This is a genomic window from Herbaspirillum lusitanum, assembly GCF_026127345.1.
GTDB classification, from domain to species: domain Bacteria; phylum Pseudomonadota; class Gammaproteobacteria; order Burkholderiales; family Burkholderiaceae_D; genus Herbaspirillum; species Herbaspirillum lusitanum.
The window spans coordinates 32,952-50,279 of sequence record NZ_QXFG01000010.1; the positions used below are offsets into that span (position 1 = coordinate 32,952).

At 52.7% G+C, this 17,328-nt stretch carries 19 protein-coding genes and 1 tRNA gene; 3 read left to right on the forward strand and 17 right to left on the reverse strand.

The window, feature by feature from the left end; genetic code table 11:
- Positions 1-66 precede the first annotated feature (66 nt).
- The gene (gene pth, locus DXT88_RS14905; protein ID WP_116434328.1) at positions 67-648 is read left to right on the forward strand and encodes an aminoacyl-tRNA hydrolase; all 582 of its coding nucleotides are present in this window, start codon (positions 67-69) and stop codon (positions 646-648) included.
- Positions 649-699: 51 nt separating this feature from the next.
- Here pth and DXT88_RS14910 read toward each other — a convergent pair whose 3' ends face one another.
- Positions 700-1,437 (reverse strand): DsbC family protein, encoded by a 738-nt coding sequence (locus tag DXT88_RS14910; protein ID WP_016834765.1) that lies wholly within the window; start codon positions 1,435-1,437, stop codon positions 700-702.
- A gap of 88 nt (positions 1,438-1,525) precedes the next feature.
- Positions 1,526-2,797 (reverse strand): FAD-dependent monooxygenase, encoded by a 1,272-nt coding sequence (locus DXT88_RS14915; RefSeq protein WP_265214642.1) that lies wholly within the window; start codon positions 2,795-2,797, stop codon positions 1,526-1,528.
- Between the two features lie 216 nt (positions 2,798-3,013).
- On the opposite strand from DXT88_RS14915, the gene DXT88_RS14920 reads away from it, so the two are divergent.
- Positions 3,014-3,089, forward strand: a tRNA-Phe gene (locus DXT88_RS14920).
- Between the two features lie 181 nt (positions 3,090-3,270).
- Here the strand turns inward: DXT88_RS14920 and rffA are convergent.
- From rffA to DXT88_RS14990, 14 genes are all read right to left on the reverse strand, one after another.
- Positions 3,271-4,410 (reverse strand): dTDP-4-amino-4,6-dideoxygalactose transaminase, encoded by a 1,140-nt coding sequence (gene rffA, locus DXT88_RS14925; protein ID WP_265214644.1) that lies wholly within the window; start codon positions 4,408-4,410, stop codon positions 3,271-3,273.
- 29 nt (positions 4,411-4,439) lie between these two features.
- Positions 4,440-5,315, reverse strand: a complete 876-nt coding sequence (locus DXT88_RS14930; protein WP_265214646.1) for a methyltransferase domain-containing protein — start codon at positions 5,313-5,315, stop codon at positions 4,440-4,442.
- A 7-nt stretch (positions 5,316-5,322) separates the two neighbouring features.
- Complete coding sequence (locus tag DXT88_RS14935; protein WP_265214648.1) at positions 5,323-5,769, reverse strand: GtrA family protein; 447 nt, start codon at positions 5,767-5,769, stop codon at positions 5,323-5,325.
- On the reverse strand, positions 5,732-7,282 hold the full coding sequence (locus tag DXT88_RS14940; RefSeq protein ID WP_265214650.1) for an amino acid adenylation domain-containing protein: 1,551 nt from the start codon (positions 7,280-7,282) through the stop codon (positions 5,732-5,734). The genes DXT88_RS14935 and DXT88_RS14940 overlap by 38 nt, the downstream gene beginning before the upstream one ends.
- 105 nt (positions 7,283-7,387) lie before the next feature.
- The gene (locus DXT88_RS14945) at positions 7,388-8,251 is read right to left on the reverse strand and encodes a formyltransferase family protein (RefSeq protein ID WP_265214652.1); all 864 of its coding nucleotides are present in this window, start codon (positions 8,249-8,251) and stop codon (positions 7,388-7,390) included.
- Positions 8,251-8,991, reverse strand: coding sequence for an SDR family oxidoreductase (locus DXT88_RS14950; protein ID WP_265214655.1), 741 nt, complete (start codon positions 8,989-8,991; stop codon positions 8,251-8,253). Before DXT88_RS14950 ends, DXT88_RS14945 begins: the two co-directional genes overlap by 1 nt.
- Positions 8,981-9,220, reverse strand: a complete 240-nt coding sequence (locus tag DXT88_RS14955) for an acyl carrier protein (RefSeq protein ID WP_265214657.1) — start codon at positions 9,218-9,220, stop codon at positions 8,981-8,983. Before DXT88_RS14955 ends, DXT88_RS14950 begins: the two co-directional genes overlap by 11 nt.
- Position 9,221: 1 nt before the next feature.
- Positions 9,222-9,893, reverse strand: coding sequence for an acetyltransferase (locus DXT88_RS14960; protein WP_265214659.1), 672 nt, complete (start codon positions 9,891-9,893; stop codon positions 9,222-9,224).
- Positions 9,890-10,837, reverse strand: coding sequence for a glycoside hydrolase family protein (locus tag DXT88_RS14965; RefSeq protein WP_265214661.1), 948 nt, complete (start codon positions 10,835-10,837; stop codon positions 9,890-9,892). Before DXT88_RS14965 ends, DXT88_RS14960 begins: the two co-directional genes overlap by 4 nt.
- A gap of 19 nt (positions 10,838-10,856) precedes the next feature.
- Complete coding sequence (locus DXT88_RS14970) at positions 10,857-11,828, reverse strand: class I SAM-dependent methyltransferase (RefSeq protein WP_265214662.1); 972 nt, start codon at positions 11,826-11,828, stop codon at positions 10,857-10,859.
- 10 nt (positions 11,829-11,838) lie between these two features.
- Positions 11,839-12,534, reverse strand: coding sequence for a class I SAM-dependent methyltransferase (locus DXT88_RS14975; RefSeq protein ID WP_265214664.1), 696 nt, complete (start codon positions 12,532-12,534; stop codon positions 11,839-11,841).
- Positions 12,515-13,444 (reverse strand): glycosyltransferase family 2 protein, encoded by a 930-nt coding sequence (locus DXT88_RS14980; protein ID WP_265214666.1) that lies wholly within the window; start codon positions 13,442-13,444, stop codon positions 12,515-12,517. The genes DXT88_RS14975 and DXT88_RS14980 overlap by 20 nt, the downstream gene beginning before the upstream one ends.
- Positions 13,441-14,139 carry a WbqC family protein gene (locus DXT88_RS14985; RefSeq protein WP_265214668.1) on the reverse strand — a complete coding sequence of 233 codons (699 nt, stop codon included), beginning with the start codon at positions 14,137-14,139 and terminating at the stop codon, positions 13,441-13,443. The genes DXT88_RS14980 and DXT88_RS14985 overlap by 4 nt, the downstream gene beginning before the upstream one ends.
- Positions 14,136-15,764, reverse strand: a complete 1,629-nt coding sequence (locus tag DXT88_RS14990) for a hypothetical protein (RefSeq protein WP_265214669.1) — start codon at positions 15,762-15,764, stop codon at positions 14,136-14,138. Before DXT88_RS14990 ends, DXT88_RS14985 begins: the two co-directional genes overlap by 4 nt.
- 466 nt (positions 15,765-16,230) lie before the next feature.
- Between DXT88_RS14990 and DXT88_RS14995 the strand changes: the two genes are divergently transcribed.
- Positions 16,231-16,383, forward strand: coding sequence for a hypothetical protein (locus DXT88_RS14995; RefSeq protein ID WP_016834768.1), 153 nt, complete (start codon positions 16,231-16,233; stop codon positions 16,381-16,383).
- A gap of 128 nt (positions 16,384-16,511) precedes the next feature.
- On the opposite strand, the gene otnI is transcribed toward DXT88_RS14995, so the two are convergent.
- Positions 16,512-17,318, reverse strand: a complete 807-nt coding sequence (gene otnI, locus DXT88_RS15000; protein ID WP_265214672.1) for a 2-oxo-tetronate isomerase — start codon at positions 17,316-17,318, stop codon at positions 16,512-16,514.
- Positions 17,319-17,328: the final 10 nt, after the last annotated feature.

Below are 17,328 nucleotides of genomic sequence, written 5' to 3' on the forward strand. Positions count from 1 at the left end.
GCGGAATTGGACGGGTAGATTCGTTATCCGCGATAATCTGCGCTTTCCTGTTAACTTTTTATCAGCATGTCCATACGCCTTATCGTCGGCCTCGGCAATCCCGGCCCGGAATACGAGCAGACCCGGCACAACGCCGGCTTCTGGCTGGTCGACAATCTCGCCGGCAGCATTCGTCTTGCACGCGAGACGCGCTTCAATGCGCTGGCCGCCAAGACTTCCGTCGCCGGCCAGGAAGTCTGGCTGCTGGAGCCGCAGACCTTCATGAACCGCTCCGGCCAGTCGGTCGGCGCACTCGCGCGCTTCTACAAGATCGCGCCCGACGAAGTGCTGGTGGTGCACGACGAACTGGACCTGCCGCCCGGCAGCGCCAAGATCAAGAAAGGCGGCTCTTCCGGCGGCCACAACGGCCTCAAGGACATCACCGCCGCGCTCGGCACGCAAGACTACTGGCGCCTGCGCATCGGCATCGGTCATCCGCGCACGATGGGCCTGCAGCAACCGGTGGCCGACTTCGTGCTGCATCGTCCGCGCAAGGAAGAACAGGCGCTCATCAACGACGCCATCGAGAAGAGTCTCGATGCCATTCCATTGTTGTGCGAGGGGAAATTTGAAGCGGGAATGATGCAGTTGCATACGGCCGCCAAGTAAATCTCAACCTGACGGCCGCAGCAAAAATACTGACGGCGGAGCGCCTTACGGTTACTTCAGCGTGGCGAACTTCTGTTCCAGGCCCTTGGTATCGATGGCCCCGGGAATACGCGAGCCGTCCGCAAAAATGATGGTCGGCGTGCCGGTGATCTTCATCTTCTGGCCCAGCGCCAGCACTTGCTCATGCGGCGCATTGCAGGACGCCGGCGCAGCCGAGGCTTCCTTGCCGTTCAGCATCCAGTCGCTCCAGGCTTTGCCGGGATTGGACGAGCACCAGATGTTGCGCGACTTCTCGATCGAATCCTGCGCCAGGATGTTGTACTGGAAGGTGTACACGGTCACGTTGTCGACGTCCAGCAAGGTCTTCTGGAAACGCTTGCAGTAACCGCAGTTCGGATCCTCGAACACGGCGATGGTGCGCTTGCCGTTGCCCTTGACGGTCTTGATCGCCAGGTCCAGCGGCAGGTCGGAGAACTTGACCTTGTTGATGGCCTGGATCTTTTCCTTGGTGAAATCGCGGTAAGTCTGCGAATCGACCACGCGACCGATGAACAGGTACTGCGCCTTGGCATCGGTATAAATCACGTCGCCGTCGACTTGCACTTCATACAATCCCGCATACGGCGTCTTGCTCACCGACTCGACCTTGGCGCCTTCGCCCAGGCGTGGTTCGATCGCCTTCTTGATGGCGGCTTCAGTCGCGTCGGCCGCGAAAGCGGAGCCGCCCACGCTCGCCAGCAAAAGGCCGGCTGCCGCGAGGAAGACTGGAAGTGCAAAAATCTTTTTCATGTTCTGATCCGATAAGAAGACGATAGTTGAAACGCCTGCATGTCCCGGCTTGCACCGTGCAAAGTCGTCACACTATAAATTAAAACAATTAAACCCGTTTGCCGAGGGCATGCGCCATCAGACGCCGCTTTAAGACCGGCAAGTGATTCACCAGGTTCAATCCGATATTGCGCACCATGCGCAGCGGCTCGAGCCCGGTGCCGAACAGGCGCGCCAGGCCGTCGGTGGCCAGTTGCATCAGCAGGACTTCTTCCTTGCGTGCACGTGCATAGCGGCTCAGCACGCGGGCGTCGCCGCAATCGCGTTGCGGCTCGCGTTCGTTGATGACCTTCAGCAAAGCGACCACATCGGCGAAGCCGAGGTTCATGCCATGACCGGCCAGCGGATGGATCACGTGGGCGGCATCGCCGATCAGCGCCACGCGCGGCGCCGTCATGGCGTGCGGCTTGACCAGCGTCAGCGGAAAATCGCGCACCACTTCCGGCTCCAGCGGCGTCAACCCACCCAATGCATGCGCAGCGTATTTGCCGAGATGCTGCGCAAGTTGCGCAGCCGGTTGGCGCATCAGCGTCTCGGCGAGCGCGTCGGGCGCCGACCACACCAGCGACACGCGCTGGCCCGGCAACGGCAACAGTGCGACGATGCCCTCGGTTGCAGTGAACCATTGATAGGCCACGCCCTGATGCGCTTTTTCGCAGGCGAAATTGGTGACGATGGCGCGCTGTCCGTAGGCGCGGTAGTCGAGGCCGATATCGCACTGGCCGCGCACCCACGATTGCCCGCCGTCGGCGCCGACCAGCAAGGAAGCGTCGAGCGTGTCGCCGCTTTCCAGTTGCAGAGCGACGCCGTGCGGATCGCTGCGCAAGGACACGGCGCGGCCGTTGACGACGCGCACGTTGGGAGAAAATTTCAGCGCCGCATCGAGCGCGGCGTTCAGGTTGCGATCCTCGACGATCCACGCCAGCGCATCGACGTGCGCCGCATAGGCGTCGAACACCAGATGGCCCGGATGGTTTTCATCGTCGCCGGTGACGTCCATGCCGTCGACCGCGGCCACACGCTCGGCGTCGAGCGCATCCCATACCTTGATCGACGACAGCAGGTCGCGCGCGATCTGGTTGACGGCATAGACGCGCACGTCCCAACTGGCTTGTTCCGCGCCCGCTGCCGCCGCAGGTCCTGCAGCGGCAGCGGCCGGCGCCAGCAGCGTCACGCGCAAACCGGCCTGCGCCAACGCCAGCGCGGCGGTCTTGCCGATGGCGCCATTGCCGACGACGCAGATATCAGCGGAAGGAGAAGACACACCCGCAGGCTTGCGCGCGGTGGCGTGAGAAGAAGGATGGGATGAGGTGCCGTTCATGGGAAAGCATTATAAACGCCTTCGCCGCAGGCCTTTCCTTGATCTCCGTCACAAGAACGCAGTATCGGAAAGCAAAGGAAGGTGAAGAAAGAAAGCCGGAAATAATTAACTCAAGCGACTGCACAGCGCACTCCATATGGAGCCGGCGAACTTTTTGATAAAAAAGTGGAAGCACCCTTTGCATTCTAAAATTATCTTGCTATAATTCGGCCTCTTGGCCTGGTAGCTCAGTCGGTAGAGCAGAGGATTGAAAATCCTTGTGTCGGTGGTTCGATTCCGCCCCGGGCCACCAAGAACATGAAAGGCCTGATGAAAATCAGGCCTTTTTTATTGTTCTAAAAAATATCTTTGCTTGCAGATTGAGCAAAATCCATCGTCACAGCTTGGACTTTCCTTGATTGAAAATGCTGACGTAGCCATGGCTACTCATGCGTCGGTTTGAACGACTCCGGTGCTTGCCGCTGACTGGTCACTCACGTGGCAATTCCCTTAAGCACATCGATAACTCTAGATTGCTGCTCTTCGGTAATCCCTACCCATAGTGGCAAACGTACCAATCGCGCAGACTGTTCATCAGTTATATTCAGCTCGCCATGTGATCTGCCGTACCGCTTTCCTGCCGGCGACGAATGAAGAGGCACATAGTGAAAGACAGATGAAATATTATTGCTCCTGAGTTTATCCAACACTCCCTGTCGCTCAATTTCTGGCGTGATCAGCACGTAGTACATATGCGCATTGTGCTGGCAGCCCTCAGGCACGATCATGCGACGGAGCAGGCCTGCAGATTCCAACGGCTCCAGCAACTCGTGGTAACGCTGCCAACTGCGCAGCCGATCCTTGGTTATACCATCGGCATCTTCAAATTGCGCCCAGAGAAAAGCCGCGACCAACTCCCCTGGCAAGAACGATGATCCGACATCTTGCCAAGTGTACTTGTCTACTTCACCGCGAAAAAATCGGCTTCTGTCGGTACCCTTTTCTCGAATGATCTCCGCGCGCAGAGCCATCGTAGGGTCATTGACAAGCAACGCCCCCCCCTCCCCGGAAATTACATTCTTGGTTTCATGAAAACTGTATGCTCCGAGATCGCCAATGCTTCCCAGAGCGCGGCCTTTATAGGTTGACATTACCCCCTGAGCGGCATCTTCGACTACTTTCAGATTGCGACGTTTTGCGATCGCCATGATGGTATCCATCTCGCAAGCAACGCCCGCGTAGTGCACCGGCGCGATTGCCTTCGTGCGAGGGGTGATGGCAGCCTCGATCAGCTGCTCATCAAGGTTTAGCGTATCTTCACGAATGTCGACAAATACTGGTACGCCGCCACGCAACACGAACGCATTGGCCGTAGAAACGAAGGTATACGACGGCATGATAATTTCGTCGCCAGGCTGAATATCCAGCAGCAGCGCCGCCATCTCTAAAGCTGCGGTGCAAGAATGGGTTAGCAGCGCCTTGGCACAACCGGTCTCTTCTTCAATCCACCCGTGACAGCGCTTGGTAAAGGGCCCGTCACCAGCGAGCATATGACCCGATTTTGCCTCGGTGATGTAGGACAGCTCCTTGCCCGTCATGTAAGGTCGATTGAACTGGATCTTTTTTTGATTCATTTGAAAATATGCCGGGTTCAAGGTTAATTTTACGAGGAGAGTATTTTCTGCGCGACGACAAGCCTGGAACCGCCCAGAGGCCAGTTGAGCCCTGCGTTGATAGCCCGACGTTCGAGGTTGAGAATTGTTTCAAGCAAAGAATTGAGGGTCTTGTTCATCCGCAGCGAGTCCACACCTCCTGATTTGCCGACACGTTTGTCGCGCAGGCGAGATGTCAGCATGAGGGGGAGCAGTAACGCGACAAAAGACGTCGTCCGCAAAATTTTGAACCCGGCCGCCTCCATCTTGCCATGCAGCTCGGCGGCAGTGTAACGCCTTTTATGACAGGCTTCTTCATCGACCGGGCTCCAAAGCCATTTGTGCTGAGGCACAGTGATGATGCAGCCACCGCCAGGTTTAACCGCGCGAAAGAAGTTCTGCAACACTGTAACGTCTTCATCAATATGCTCAATGACATCAAAAGCGGTCACGACGTCGAACTCATCGACGTAAGGCAGTTTCCTGGCATCCATTTGAACTAGTTCGGCACCTGGTATGCGACTGGATGCCACCTCCAGGCCTGCAACAAAAATCTCGCTCCCAACCAGCCTTGCATGAGGGAAAGCTGCCGCAATGCCCGATAGCACGAAACCGGAGCCGCAACCAACCTCCAGCAGGGAATGAAAATTAGGGAAATACGTCTTGAGCGCCCATATAATCAAAGCGTTTCTAGCCCGAAACCAGAAATGCGCTGATTCTACCTGTGCGAGGTCGGAAAAATATTCGGCACGAAAACCGCTATTGTGGTCTGCCAACTCGGGAGCCCAAGTTGCAAAACCCTCTCGCGTTGCGACTGAAAATTTGCAGGTCCCACATAGTTTCCCTTCATCTTCTAATTCTTCACTGCAAACTGGGCAGACGAGCATAAATTACTCACTTGTTAATTTGGGGGGAGGGGAAAACCCAGTATCTGAAAAGCAGGTACAACACACCTCCGACAACGATCACTGCGCAGGCCTGCACCGCTTGATGCGGGAAACCAAGTCTATCTGTGAATACATGAAGGAGTGACACATCGATAGCGTACCCTATCAGATGCGCCATAACGTAACGCAACACTCCATAACTATGCGCGCCTTGGTACGCAAAAGCATATTTGGCATGGCCAAAATAGGCCGTCATAGCGCCAATAGGGTACAGCAAGGTAATCGCCAGCTTAGGATCCAGCCACAACCATGTCAGTGCAAGGTAGATCAGATATCCCAAAAGATTATTCAGCACACCGACGATGCCGTAGCGGACCACCTGAAAAAAAAGTAACAGCCACCTATTACGTCTCACGTCATTTGCCCAACAAAATTCGTAATTGCTGTCGATCAACCTTCCCGTTCGGGTTTTGCGGCAGCTTGGTCATCACCAGCAACTTGCTTGGCACCATGTATTCAGGCACCAGCGCGGCCAGATCGGCCAGCAACGCTGCTTCAACCACGTCGTCGGTGCATGCAACAAAAGCCACTATCTTCCCGTACGAGGAGTTGGCCTTGTGGTAAATCACGGCGGCTTGAGATACCTGAGGAATCTTTGCCAACGCATGCTCGATCTCTTCAAGCTCAATGCGATAGCCCATATGCTTGATCTGATTGTCCTTCCGCCCCACAAAATACAACATGCCATCAATATTCTGCACTAGGTCGCCAGTCCGATACATACGCTTCATAAAGCGCTTTGAGTCATTCAACGTGAAGAACGACGCTGCAGTGCGTTCGACATCATTGAAGTACCCGGCCGCGACGTTGGGGCCAATCAAACACAGCTCGCCCAGGTGCGCCTCCTGACCGTCTTCATCAACGATCAGATAGTCGAAATTGACATTCAAATGACCCAGCGGCGGCAGCCCATCCATCTTGTCGAAATCTTCTGAACTCAGGCGATATGCGCTGCAAATGCATGTACATTCCGTCGGCCCATACACGTTCGTCAGCACCGCCTGCTCAGAAAATGTGTCGTAAAGCTTTTTCAGCTCTGACTTGGGGTAACCCTCACCGCCAAACACAATATTTCGTATTTCCGGCAGGCTCCTAGCTGTCAGCGCCTTCATGGCATTCAAATAGATCAGCAGGGATGGAACCGAAAACCACATATCGCACTTCATTTTTGCGACATACGCAACCAAGTCATAGGGATTGGCCATCAGTTCTCTGCGAATAGGACTGAGCGACGCGCCGGAAAAAATCGCGACGTAGAAATCAAACACGGAATTGTCAAAATACATCGGGCTCAAATTCGCAAAATTGGCAGAGCGCTCAATCTGGAATTGCCGTCGCCCCCAAGCGATGAAATGCAAAACGTTCTGGTGGGTAACAGCGACGCCCTTTGGGACTCCGGTAGACCCCGAAGTGAACATGACATATGCGATGGTGGCGCCGTCAACCTGCTGCATCAGGTCCTGCTGCACTGCCCGCTCCGCCTGAGATATCACGTGCAACAATTCCGGCTTTAGTTCGATCAGATCACATCCGGCATCTGAAGCCAATTCCTGCATCTGCTGCGTGTACTCCAAATCGTCGTAGAACAACAAGGAACTGCCACTAACATCAAGAATGCGCGCGTTCCGGGCTGCAGGAGAGGCTACGTCGATATTAACGTAGGCGATGCCCAACCGAAGTGCCGCAAGCATCAGAGCATACGACACTGCTTGCTTGTTATGGGCGATTGCAATGACATCACCGCGAGCCAATCCATGGGTCCGCAAAAGAGCGGCCAGACTTTCAGCCCAGATCGCGAGATCGGCATAGCTATGGCTGTGCTCTTCATAGCGCAGAGCAGGCTGCTGGGCATTTGTGGCCGCGACATCGGAAAACAGCAAACCAAGATTGTGGAAATAAATACTCATGTCTGATGGACAGTTAAAGAGAACATGGGGAAAACTTCGGACGGCCAATTGCACATCGAGTGCCGCCACGATGTAACAGGAATCGATATTTTCGAGCCACAGTATCTAGAACAGGCGAGTACCCACTTCAATCGCACGACCGTCGCCGGGCACGATGTCCAGAAACCGGAGGATTTCGCCATCCTTGCGGAAAATAATGCCGTTCTCATAGCTGAACAAGACTACCCCTTCGTCCTGCTGCAGCGACAAATCCGACAAGAAAGTGTTGTGCATACGCGCCGCCATGTACACACGAAAACTACGCCCATCTATCGTGAACTCGCAGCCCTGGGAGCGATTGTTGAACGCCTTTATTTTTTTCAATAGAAGGGAATTGGACTCCCGGAACGTCAATATCCGGTCGCCGGCGCTACGGCTATAGTAGATGTCGTCGGTCGCCGCCACCTGGTCGAACTGCGGCGCGAAATCACGTTCCAATGCCAAGCTATACGCACGTTGCTCAGCGACGAAACTTAACTGATACAACGTAGTGACATCCAAGTCATCGGAATAAGGAATTCGGACCTGAGAAATAACAGGCCCGGTATCGATATGGGCATCCATCACGTGACAAGTAGCGCCTGCATCACGTGCATGCAAAATGGACCCGATGACTGGATCGACGCCGCGCAGATCCGGCAAGCAAGATGGATGAATGTTCACATACCGTGCAACAGGCAAGTCGGCGACAGGGAGGATGTAAGGGCAACCATTGGACAGGAGAACGTCGTACGAGATGTGCTCAAGAACCGTGAGCAGCTCCTTTTTGCTACTGACCAACTGATAGTCAACGGGAAGCACCCTGTTCTCAAGGTCTCGGTGCAGATGCGTTCCGGCTACAACAATCACAGTGAGAGGACCGACGTCTTGTCTCACAATCTCTTGCAAGACGAAACGGCGGTTGCCCACGAAAACTTGACGAGTTGCCATCAGATGGTCAGACCGCCATCTACATCCAACACGACACCATTGATGAAATCATTGGTGATGACGGAGGCGACAGCCTGTGCCACTTCCTCTCCACGACCAAGTCTGCGGAGCGGGGTATTGGATTGGATATGCTTGATGATGGACTCGTTCAGCGCACCCCGTGTTGACAGCGTATCGATGAAACCGGGCGCAATGGCATTGCATCGAATCCCCATCCGCGCCAGTTCCTTGGACCAAGTGCGCGTCATGGCATTGACGCCGGCTTTGGCTGCGGAATACGCCGTTTGACCTTCGTTGCCGGAGGCGCTGATTGAGCTGATGCTGACGATCACGCCCTTAGTCCGAAGGGTTACCATTTTCTCAACCACCGCAGATGTAACAATGAACACAGAGTCAAGGTTAGCGGCAACGGAACGCTTGAAACGCTCATAGTCGTGCATCATGCCCGTGGGATTCATGATATTAACGAAAGGCTCACTGAATATCACCCCGGCATTGTTAACCAGAATATCAATACGTCCGTGGCGCCGAACAATTTCGCTGACCACCGTGCCGACGTCACTTTGGTTTGTGACATCCGCCACATACCCCTGCATGGCGGCAGGCAGGGCTGCGACGGCGTCAGCGTCCAGATCGACCACGGACACGATTGCGCCTTTTTGCTCTAAGTGAGTGGCAATGGCCAAGCCCAAGCCCTTGGCGCCACCGGTGACCAGAACAACGGCCTGTTCAAGCTCCAAGATCCACACCTTTAAGCGTCAGAGTCTCGATGATGGAGCTGACGGAGTTCATCCTGACAATGTCCGGTATCTCAAGAGCAATACCGAATTCCCGCTCCAGCGACACGACCAGATCCATCTGCTTCAACGAATCCCAGACGGGGATTTCTGCCTTGGTCAAGGTCGGAACTATTTGTTCTCGGCGCAAATTAAACACCTCCGCCAAGAGAGCGGCCAAACGCTGGTTCATTTCAAAGTCCATAAAATTTGACATAATCCTGTGACGCAAAACGATGCTCTTCCGCCGAACGGGCCAGTTGAACGCTGGAGGCCTTCGTGTCCCGGGTGATCAACGCGCCAGCGCCTACAAAGCCGTATTCGCCCACGGTTACCTCGTTGACGATAGTCGCGTTGACCCCGACAAAGCAATTGCGACTTACATTGGCATTGCCGGAAATCACGGCGCCGGATGCGATCCAGCAATTTTCAGCCACAGAGCAATGATGAGCCAGTGTGACGTTCGCCCAAACCATACTGTTTGCACCTACTCGAACATGGGCCTCTACCACCGCTGAAGGCATGACGACAGCGCCTTCGCCTAAAGCATGTTCCGTGTAGACCTTCGCATCCGGATGAACATAGGTTTCAATTGCATAGCCCATCTCCTTAAGCCTGTGGAACATGGACTCGCGCACACGATTAAGATCGTTGTACCCCATGGCCATCAAGATGGTGCAGTCCTCAGGTTTAAAGACCTCTTTGAGACGACTCAAGGGAACCGATTCCATATCATTGACCCGGCCAGCCTGCAAAAAATCATCATCCACCGTCGAACCAACCACATGATATCGCTTGTCGTGGGCAAGGTAGGCGTTCAGGATGTCGGCAGTGACGGCGTTTCCTGCGAGGACAATTCTTCTCATACAGCGTCCTCCAGTACGGCAGAACCGAAGCCCGTACGTCCGTACCCGTTGCCGTTATAGAGCATGTACATTTTCCCTGCATGCTCAAAAACATAGGGGTAGCAGATCATCTCGCTGTCCCAGCCGCCCGAAGATACGTCGATACCCGATATTGCATCGTTGCGCTCCCAAGCCAGCCCGTCCAAGGACGAAGCGAAACCTATTCGATAGGTATCAATATTCTTGGAAGCGCGATGCGCAAACCACATGAAGTATGTGTCGTCCTTGCAAAACACTGTCGGACGACCGAAAGCGTACTCATACTCATCTGCGAAGGGAATGCACAGTCCTGGATCGCAAGCCCAATCTACCCCGTCAGGAGACTGCGCATGATGTATACCATAGTGATGGTGCCAACCATTCTCCGTTTTTTCCCACTTAACGCCGGAGTTGTACCACGTATGCCAAATACCGTCCCGAATGTGGAACGCGGTAGCGGCAGCAAACAAAGGATTGTGCTTGTCACGTCCCAAAACCGGGCCAAGGAATTCCTTGGTCAATGTAAGATTGTCCGCATCGAGCTTAGCCCTGCCGGTGTCGCAAATCCACAGACCGTCAGGAAGATTTTGCCACCCGACGTAGTAAAGATACAACTGCCCCTCGTTCTTGATCAAGCAAACACTAATCACTCCATCGCAATCGAAGGTACCAGGCGCACCAGGTAGCAAAGCGACTTTTGGCGAGCCGATGAGAGAAATCTTGCCGTCGGAAACCGAAGCATACGACAGGAAAATATGTGACCTGCTGTTTGCGTCGCGACAGGTAAAAGCGACTGCGAAAATATCATCCTTGTAATGGATGGCGCAGGGGTGCGAGCCATGAGTAAAACCTGGAATTTTTGCCTCAAAAATCAGGCCTTGTTTTTTCCAGGAAAATGGCTTTTTTGAGTTCAATCGATCCTTCATCGTTCTGCCCAAATCTTTCTTACGATTGAGATTTCGCCAACAGCGATTCGAGATAAGCCACGCGGCTCACACCCAGTTTTTCAGCATCCGCATAGACTTTGTCCCTGAGCGAAGGATCAATGCCTTCAAGTTGGCCAGAGTAGCGTGTGCGTATGCTACCGCCGCGGCGACCGACATGGGGAACATCAATGTTGATCGGCAGAGGCTGATCCGACACCACAAATTCAATGACGAAAAAAGTATTGCAGAGCTCCCAGGAAAGCTTTACTTCCCTGGCAGTGTCTGGCAACAGGTCCAACGGCGGATCAAATGCGTATAGCGAATTGTTTCTGATCAACATCTGACCAATCTCCGTTTTCTTCAGCCACGGAGCCGCACCTTCGTCGCTGATAACAATCTGGCCGCCCGGCTTGACAACGCGATTCATTTCGGCAATCCCACGGCCGATGTCGGGAAATAAGTTCAACCCGCCAAAATGGTAAGCCGCGTCGAACATATTGTCGCCAAACGGCAGGTCTGTCGCATCGCTTGCAGAAAAGAAAATGTCCACGCCCGACGCCTTGACCTGTTCAGTATGACGCTCGACGCCGGCCATCAGCATTTGCTTGGCAATGTCTTGCGCGTAAATGGTCCCAGCGCCATCAAGACTCTGTGCAATGTAAGGCAGATCATTGCCAGCGCCCGCCCCTGTCACCAAAATTGTCTTTCCCTTGGACAGGTGAAGTCGCGCAATCAGGTTATGCCGAAGGCTCGACTCGTCTGATCCGAAGGTATCGAATACCCAACGCAGGGAGTTGTCATGAATCGCCGCAGCATCCTTGAGCGCGTATTCGTTGACGTCTTCAGGTTGGCAGGCAAAGACCGGCACCTGCGAACCCGCGACATAGGGATAGAAATGACCTGCCGGACAGACTAGGCCCTCACCTTGCTCGGCAAGAGGTTCATGATTGCAAGTTGCCTTAATGCAACGATAGATTGGAGTAGTTTTCACGTGTCGCTTCTTATTTTTTCTGGCATATAACCCAAAACACTCGTTCTGAAATGCCGTAGTAGTCGTTGTCGGCGGCGCCGAAAGAGAAGTTGTTAAATAACGGGGAAAAATAGTTTTCTATGTCTGCCGTATTGGAAAATCCATGCAAGCGGTAGCCATTGCGATTATTGTAGGGATCGTTGGCGACTTCCAGAGAGCCGTCCGCAAGCTCTTTGGCACCTTCGAAAATATAGGAGGACCTGTTAGCCACAGAGGCAATCACAAACCCGCCTGGTTTCAGCACTCGGGAATACTCCTTGAGATTGTCTTGCAAGGTCTGGCCTTCATCACAATAGTAGCAACTGTGGCAAGCCAAAATATAGTCAAAATAGCTGTCCCCAAAAGGGATGCTGCTATTGCGTCCGACGCGCAAATCAACACGGTGCCCCAGATTTTTCATCCGTGCGTTGGCTTGATCGACAATTCCCTGCGTAATTTCAATACCGCTGACCTCTAGGCCACTATCGCACAGAAGAACCGTATTGCGACCATCACCGAAACCTACGTCAAGAATGGTATTGCCAGGCACCGGCTTGATGAAGTCCAATTTCGGATATGTTGCCAACATGGTCCTGACAACGAACTCCGTTGGATAGACCTTGGCCTTGGCTCTTTCGGCATAGTGCCGCTCGTAGCTGCTGTTGATGTTAGAGCTTTGGTTTTCCATATACTTCCCTGACAATGACATATGGACGCTGTTTGGTTTCCGAAAATACTTTAGCTAGGTAGATTCCGATAACGCCGATGAATGAAATGATTAATCCGCCAAGTATCCAGACCGACACCATGATGGACGTCCAGCCATCAATATGCCGCGCCATGAAGAAACGGTTCACAACTAGCCACGATGCGTAGGTACAAGCAGCCAAAAGCACCGCGATACCGCAGAAAAAAATCATCTTCAGCGGTGCCTCACTGAACGACGTAACGGCATTCACAAGATGATTGAGTTTCTTGAAAAAACCATAGGTCGATTTGCTTGTTTGATGCTTCTTGATCGGATGCGCGCACTGCTTGAATCCAGTGATGACCCACAAACATGAGATGACCAACTCACGCTCTCCGTGACGCAAAAGCGCATTCACATAGCGCCTGGACATCAAACGCGCAGTGACGAGATTTCTAGGATGATCGATGTTGGAGAGCAAATTGAACAGCGAGTAGAAAAGGTAACCGCTGAATTGCTCAAACCAATTACCTTTTCGCCGGCTCTGCACACCGTAGACGACGTCCGCTTTCTCCGCTGCCATCCTTTCCGAAAAAGTCATCAACCATTCCGGCTCTTCCTCGAGATCGCTATCTATCAGAAAAATCTTGTCGCCACTCGATTGTTGAAGCCCCGCCATCATCGCTTTGTGATGCCCAAAGTTGCGTGCAAGATCCACCACGACCACATGGTCATCACTTTCTGTCAGTTGTGCCGCAAGCTCGACGCTGTTGTCGGGCGACCCATCGTTGACAAAAACAATCTCATAATCCTCGCCTACAAGCTGCCTGGCGGCAGCGCTAGCTCGCCGATAAAATTCAGCAATATATTCAGCAGACTGATAGAGCGTAGCAACAATTGAAAGCTTCATTGGGGGGGAAATTTCATATATCGGCGAGCATCCTTACCGCAGTTGAACAATAGATCGAGAATAGAGACCCCATGGGCAAACTCTCCCCAGAGTTGCGGGTATTCCGGATAGCCTGCGTAGTCAAACCATGTCAACTTCATGTTCAGGTCTTCAAATGCATTTTTTTCAACGTAATTTATTGCCGAAGGGCCAGAGATATACTCCGTCGCTCCCGCCTGCCTGCAGAGATCCGCCAGACGCTCTGTTTTGCCGTCAATTAAACTATAGCTGCATGAGCTGGAAATGATGGTCTTGATACCCATGTATTGACAAACAGCTTCGATGAGGCGGCGATTCAACTCAGAAATATGGGTATAAGACTCAGCAAGGTATAGAGGTTTCAGCCATATCGCCACCTCATCAAAATGTGCCGCACGGCTATAGTTCTGCGCCAAAGTCTTCCAATGCGATCCAGCCCATTCAGAACCGTCGATGATTGTATCCCTGATCTTCTGGTCATACTTACCCTTGGCTTGAACAGGAACTGTCAACCACTGCACACCTTGCGGGGTTTTAATTTGATTTCTATTACGCCAGTCACGCCGCGTGTATTGCATGTCGTCGTAGAGAATGAATTCATCTACGGCAGCGATCATGTCAAAATACCCTTTCCAAGGAATATAGTTAGACTGGAGAATGGCAACTTTTTTGGTCATCTCGGCAATCTTGGCTGCGTTGAGAATGGCCCATCCAGAGATAAAAGATTTCCCACAATTTCTGCCTCGTCTTTGTTACTAAACATACGCATCAGCGACATTGCAAGCGAGTATTTTATTTTATCATCTGGATTGACAGTGGAATTCAAGACATAGAACGAGGGCTTAAGCTCTAAATTCACACGTTCGGTCTTGGACCAGACGCCAAGAAATTTACTGTACGCGCCCACAAATCGCTCCCAGCCCTCATATTCTCCTACCGCCTGATAATCCAAAACTAAAGAGTCGTGCGACGAACTGACGTTCGCATGAATTGCTGCGTATTCACCAAACCCTGTATGAGTGGAAAAGGCACTTAATTTTGTATTATCCAAGATGATGAAATTTCCACCCGCCCCCAGCGGGGATCGCTTCATCAAGGCGACAATCGCTCGCTGCTTTAAAGTATCAACGTAAAATTCTGAATATATCTGCCACCAGTTCCCAATAAACATTAAGACAAAAAACAAGGGAATCAACGCGGCCGCACCATAAGCCTCTGTTTTAATTTTTCTTACACAACATGAGGCGATACCATAGATAGTTATGGCAAGACCAAACATCAGGAGAAATTGATGCCTGGTTTGCGTCCAGTCAGAAAACGAAGGCAACTTTCCAACCGCTGCGTATGGAAATACCCCGATATAGCTGACCAAAATTCCAACTAAAATAAAAACTAAGCCCTGCTTCCAGCCTTTGCCATCAAATTTTGGACACAAGCCTGACATTCGGCCCAACAAAAATGTCAGCGCCATGACTACAACGATAGCCCCCGACCCAATAGCCATTCCGCCGCCACTGAAAAAATCAAGGATCGAAAAAATGGGCTTTGCAAAAGTCTCCAAGCTTAGTACGGGAACGTTGTAACCGTCCTGAAACATGCCCGACGGCTTGAAATACACCGATTTGACATACCAGTACACAAAAGGCAACGCCATCAGGTCGGCAGCCCCCAGTATTATACTCAACCCAGATCTGCAACCTTTGCTAACCTCTTGCATCCAACGGACATAAAGATAAGTTACAAATGGAATTGCAAAAAAGACAATCAAAGAGCCTATCTGAAACGATATAAAAAATCCCGTCAACGCGATTGCTCGGTAAAAGAAAGGGCGATTGCTGCACGAGGACAACAATGTCACCCATGACGCCATGAAAATGGTCAACGCCAATGTACTGGGAAGAGAAATTTCCGCTATCCGTGCGTAGTTTACCGGGAGAACAGCAACAAAGGCGGCAATCCAGAACGAACCTGACGCACCCACACTAAGGCGCATCAAGATTTCAAATACACAAACTACAGTCACGAAGAACGCCAGAAATGTCAGCGCAAGATACGACCATCCGCCAGCTTGCTGCATCGCAATATGCAGATAGCCGACCCAAGGTGATCCCCCTTGACCAAAGACGGAGAGTATCGTTTCAGGAGCTGCTTTGTGCAGGCTCCAATCATCCCAAAAACGCGCATCAAAAAAAGCCAACATAGGTAAATGGGCCGCTGAATAGACAATCAGCAATATTTTCAAATGGCGATTTAACCAGGCTTCCTCGCTTTTTAGCGGAGGGGGAATCTGATCATTGACCATGGATGGGTACCTTGTTATGTAATTTTGGCGAATTTAGGGCAATGAAGGATACAGAATATTTGTGGACTCGTGTCTTGAAGTTCACCAACTAACTGCAATAAATTATCTTTCAACAACAACTTTCCCCTATGGTTTTTTGTGTCAGTTCACCACCATATGAGTTGCCCGGCGTATCTCGTTCTGTAGAAAGCCACCACAGTGCTTTCTGAAAACGACTATCCCAAAGGAAAGGAGGATGGGATATCAAGCGAACTGCGGTAATCGTGTTTAACATGGAGTCCCCGCTTTATCCCATGTCAAACCATATTAGAACGATGCCGCTCCCCGGCAGGCTTTTCCAATCAAGGGTAGAATCAACACCAGTCTGTGAACTGTTGTCATTGGTTAATGTTTTTTCTTAACTATCATTAACTTCCAAAGGACGGCTCCGCGACTTCGAACAACCATCATCACATAGCAGCACAACATGAATATCCCCGAGCAAGGCGAATTGGTATGTCTGGCTTGTGGCCAGAAACACGGCTACAAGATTCCGCTTCCTGCGATCTGGCATTACGCGACTTGCATCAAGTGCCACGATAAAAGCAGCGTCACCAAGCAGATTCACCCGAACGATTAACTGGCGAGAGCAGTCAGCAGACATTCGGTAAGAATAAAAAAACTAAGCGGGGCGTTCCGTCAGGAACGCCCCGCTTTTTTTCTTCACATCTTTTCCGTGAAGAACCGGTTCTTCACCGCCTCGATTGATCAGCGCGGCTTCAGCTCAGTCAGCCCCTGCGCCGCCAGTGCCTTGAGCCAGCCGAGGCCGTCCGAGGTCGCCGCCGCCGGCACGTACTCGCAACCGATCCAGCCCTTGTAGCCCAGCGAATCGATCAGCTTGAGCAGGTAGGGATAGTTCAGCTCGCCGATATCCGGCTCATGACGCTCCGGCACGCCCGCGACCTGGATGTGACCGACGCCGGCCATGTCGCGCTTCAACTTCACGGCGACGTCGCCTTCGACGATCTGGCAGTGGTAGCAATCGAACTGCACCTTCAGATTCTCTGCGCCGATTTCTGCGCAGATGGCTTGCGCGTCGTCCTGGCGATTGAGGAAGAAGCCCGGGATGTTGCGCGTGTTGATCGGCTCGATCACCACGGTCACGCCGGCCAGGTCGGCATGATGGGCGGCGTACGACAGGTTGTCCATGTAGACCGCGCGATGTTTGGCGCGATCCTGGTCGGGACGGATCAGGCCGGCCATCACGTGCAGCGTCTTGTTGCCGATGACTTCGACATATTTCAGCGCGGTCTCGATGCTGCGCTTGAATTCGTCTTCGCGGCCGGGCAGCGATGCGATGCCCCGCTCGCCGGCCGCCCAGTCGCCCGGCGGTGCGTTGAACAGCGCCTGCGTCAGGCCGTTGGCGTCGAGGCGCGAACGGATTTCTTCCGGCTGGAAATCATAGGGAAACAGGAACTCGACGCCGCTGAAGCCATCTTTGGCGGCAGCGGCGAAGCGATCGAGGAAAGCATGCTCGTTGTACATCATGCTCAGGTTGGCGGCAAAGCGCAGCATCGTGGTCTCC

What these genes read in the sequence shown, in the direction of transcription:
- DXT88_RS14915 (WP_265214642.1), bottom strand. Translation starts at nt 2,797, where the DNA reads ATGAACGGCACCTCATCCCATCCTTCTTCTCACGCCACCGCGCGCAAG.
- DXT88_RS14995 (WP_016834768.1), top strand. Translation starts at nt 16,231, where the DNA reads ATGAATATCCCCGAGCAAGGCGAATTGGTATGTCTGGCTTGTGGCCAG.
- DXT88_RS14985 (WP_265214668.1), bottom strand. Translation starts at nt 14,139, where the DNA reads ATGACCAAAAAAGTTGCCATTCTCCAGTCTAACTATATTCCTTGGAAA.
- otnI (WP_265214672.1), bottom strand. Translation starts at nt 17,318, where the DNA reads ATGCTGCGCTTTGCCGCCAACCTGAGCATGATGTACAACGAGCATGCT.
- DXT88_RS14955 (WP_265214657.1), bottom strand. Translation starts at nt 9,220, where the DNA reads ATGAACCAGCGTTTGGCCGCTCTCTTGGCGGAGGTGTTTAATTTGCGC.
- DXT88_RS14990 (WP_265214669.1), bottom strand. Translation starts at nt 15,764, where the DNA reads ATGGTCAATGATCAGATTCCCCCTCCGCTAAAAAGCGAGGAAGCCTGG.
- DXT88_RS14980 (WP_265214666.1), bottom strand. Translation starts at nt 13,444, where the DNA reads ATGAAGCTTTCAATTGTTGCTACGCTCTATCAGTCTGCTGAATATATT.
- rffA (WP_265214644.1), bottom strand. Translation starts at nt 4,410, where the DNA reads ATGAATCAAAAAAAGATCCAGTTCAATCGACCTTACATGACGGGCAAG.
- pth (WP_116434328.1), top strand. Translation starts at nt 67, where the DNA reads ATGTCCATACGCCTTATCGTCGGCCTCGGCAATCCCGGCCCGGAATAC.
- DXT88_RS14945 (WP_265214652.1), bottom strand. Translation starts at nt 8,251, where the DNA reads ATGGCAACTCGTCAAGTTTTCGTGGGCAACCGCCGTTTCGTCTTGCAA.
- DXT88_RS14910 (WP_016834765.1), bottom strand. Translation starts at nt 1,437, where the DNA reads ATGAAAAAGATTTTTGCACTTCCAGTCTTCCTCGCGGCAGCCGGCCTT.
- DXT88_RS14940 (WP_265214650.1), bottom strand. Translation starts at nt 7,282, where the DNA reads ATGAGTATTTATTTCCACAATCTTGGTTTGCTGTTTTCCGATGTCGCG.
- DXT88_RS14965 (WP_265214661.1), bottom strand. Translation starts at nt 10,837, where the DNA reads ATGAAGGATCGATTGAACTCAAAAAAGCCATTTTCCTGGAAAAAACAA.
- DXT88_RS14975 (WP_265214664.1), bottom strand. Translation starts at nt 12,534, where the DNA reads ATGGAAAACCAAAGCTCTAACATCAACAGCAGCTACGAGCGGCACTAT.
- DXT88_RS14930 (WP_265214646.1), bottom strand. Translation starts at nt 5,315, where the DNA reads ATGCTCGTCTGCCCAGTTTGCAGTGAAGAATTAGAAGATGAAGGGAAA.
- DXT88_RS14960 (WP_265214659.1), bottom strand. Translation starts at nt 9,893, where the DNA reads ATGAGAAGAATTGTCCTCGCAGGAAACGCCGTCACTGCCGACATCCTG.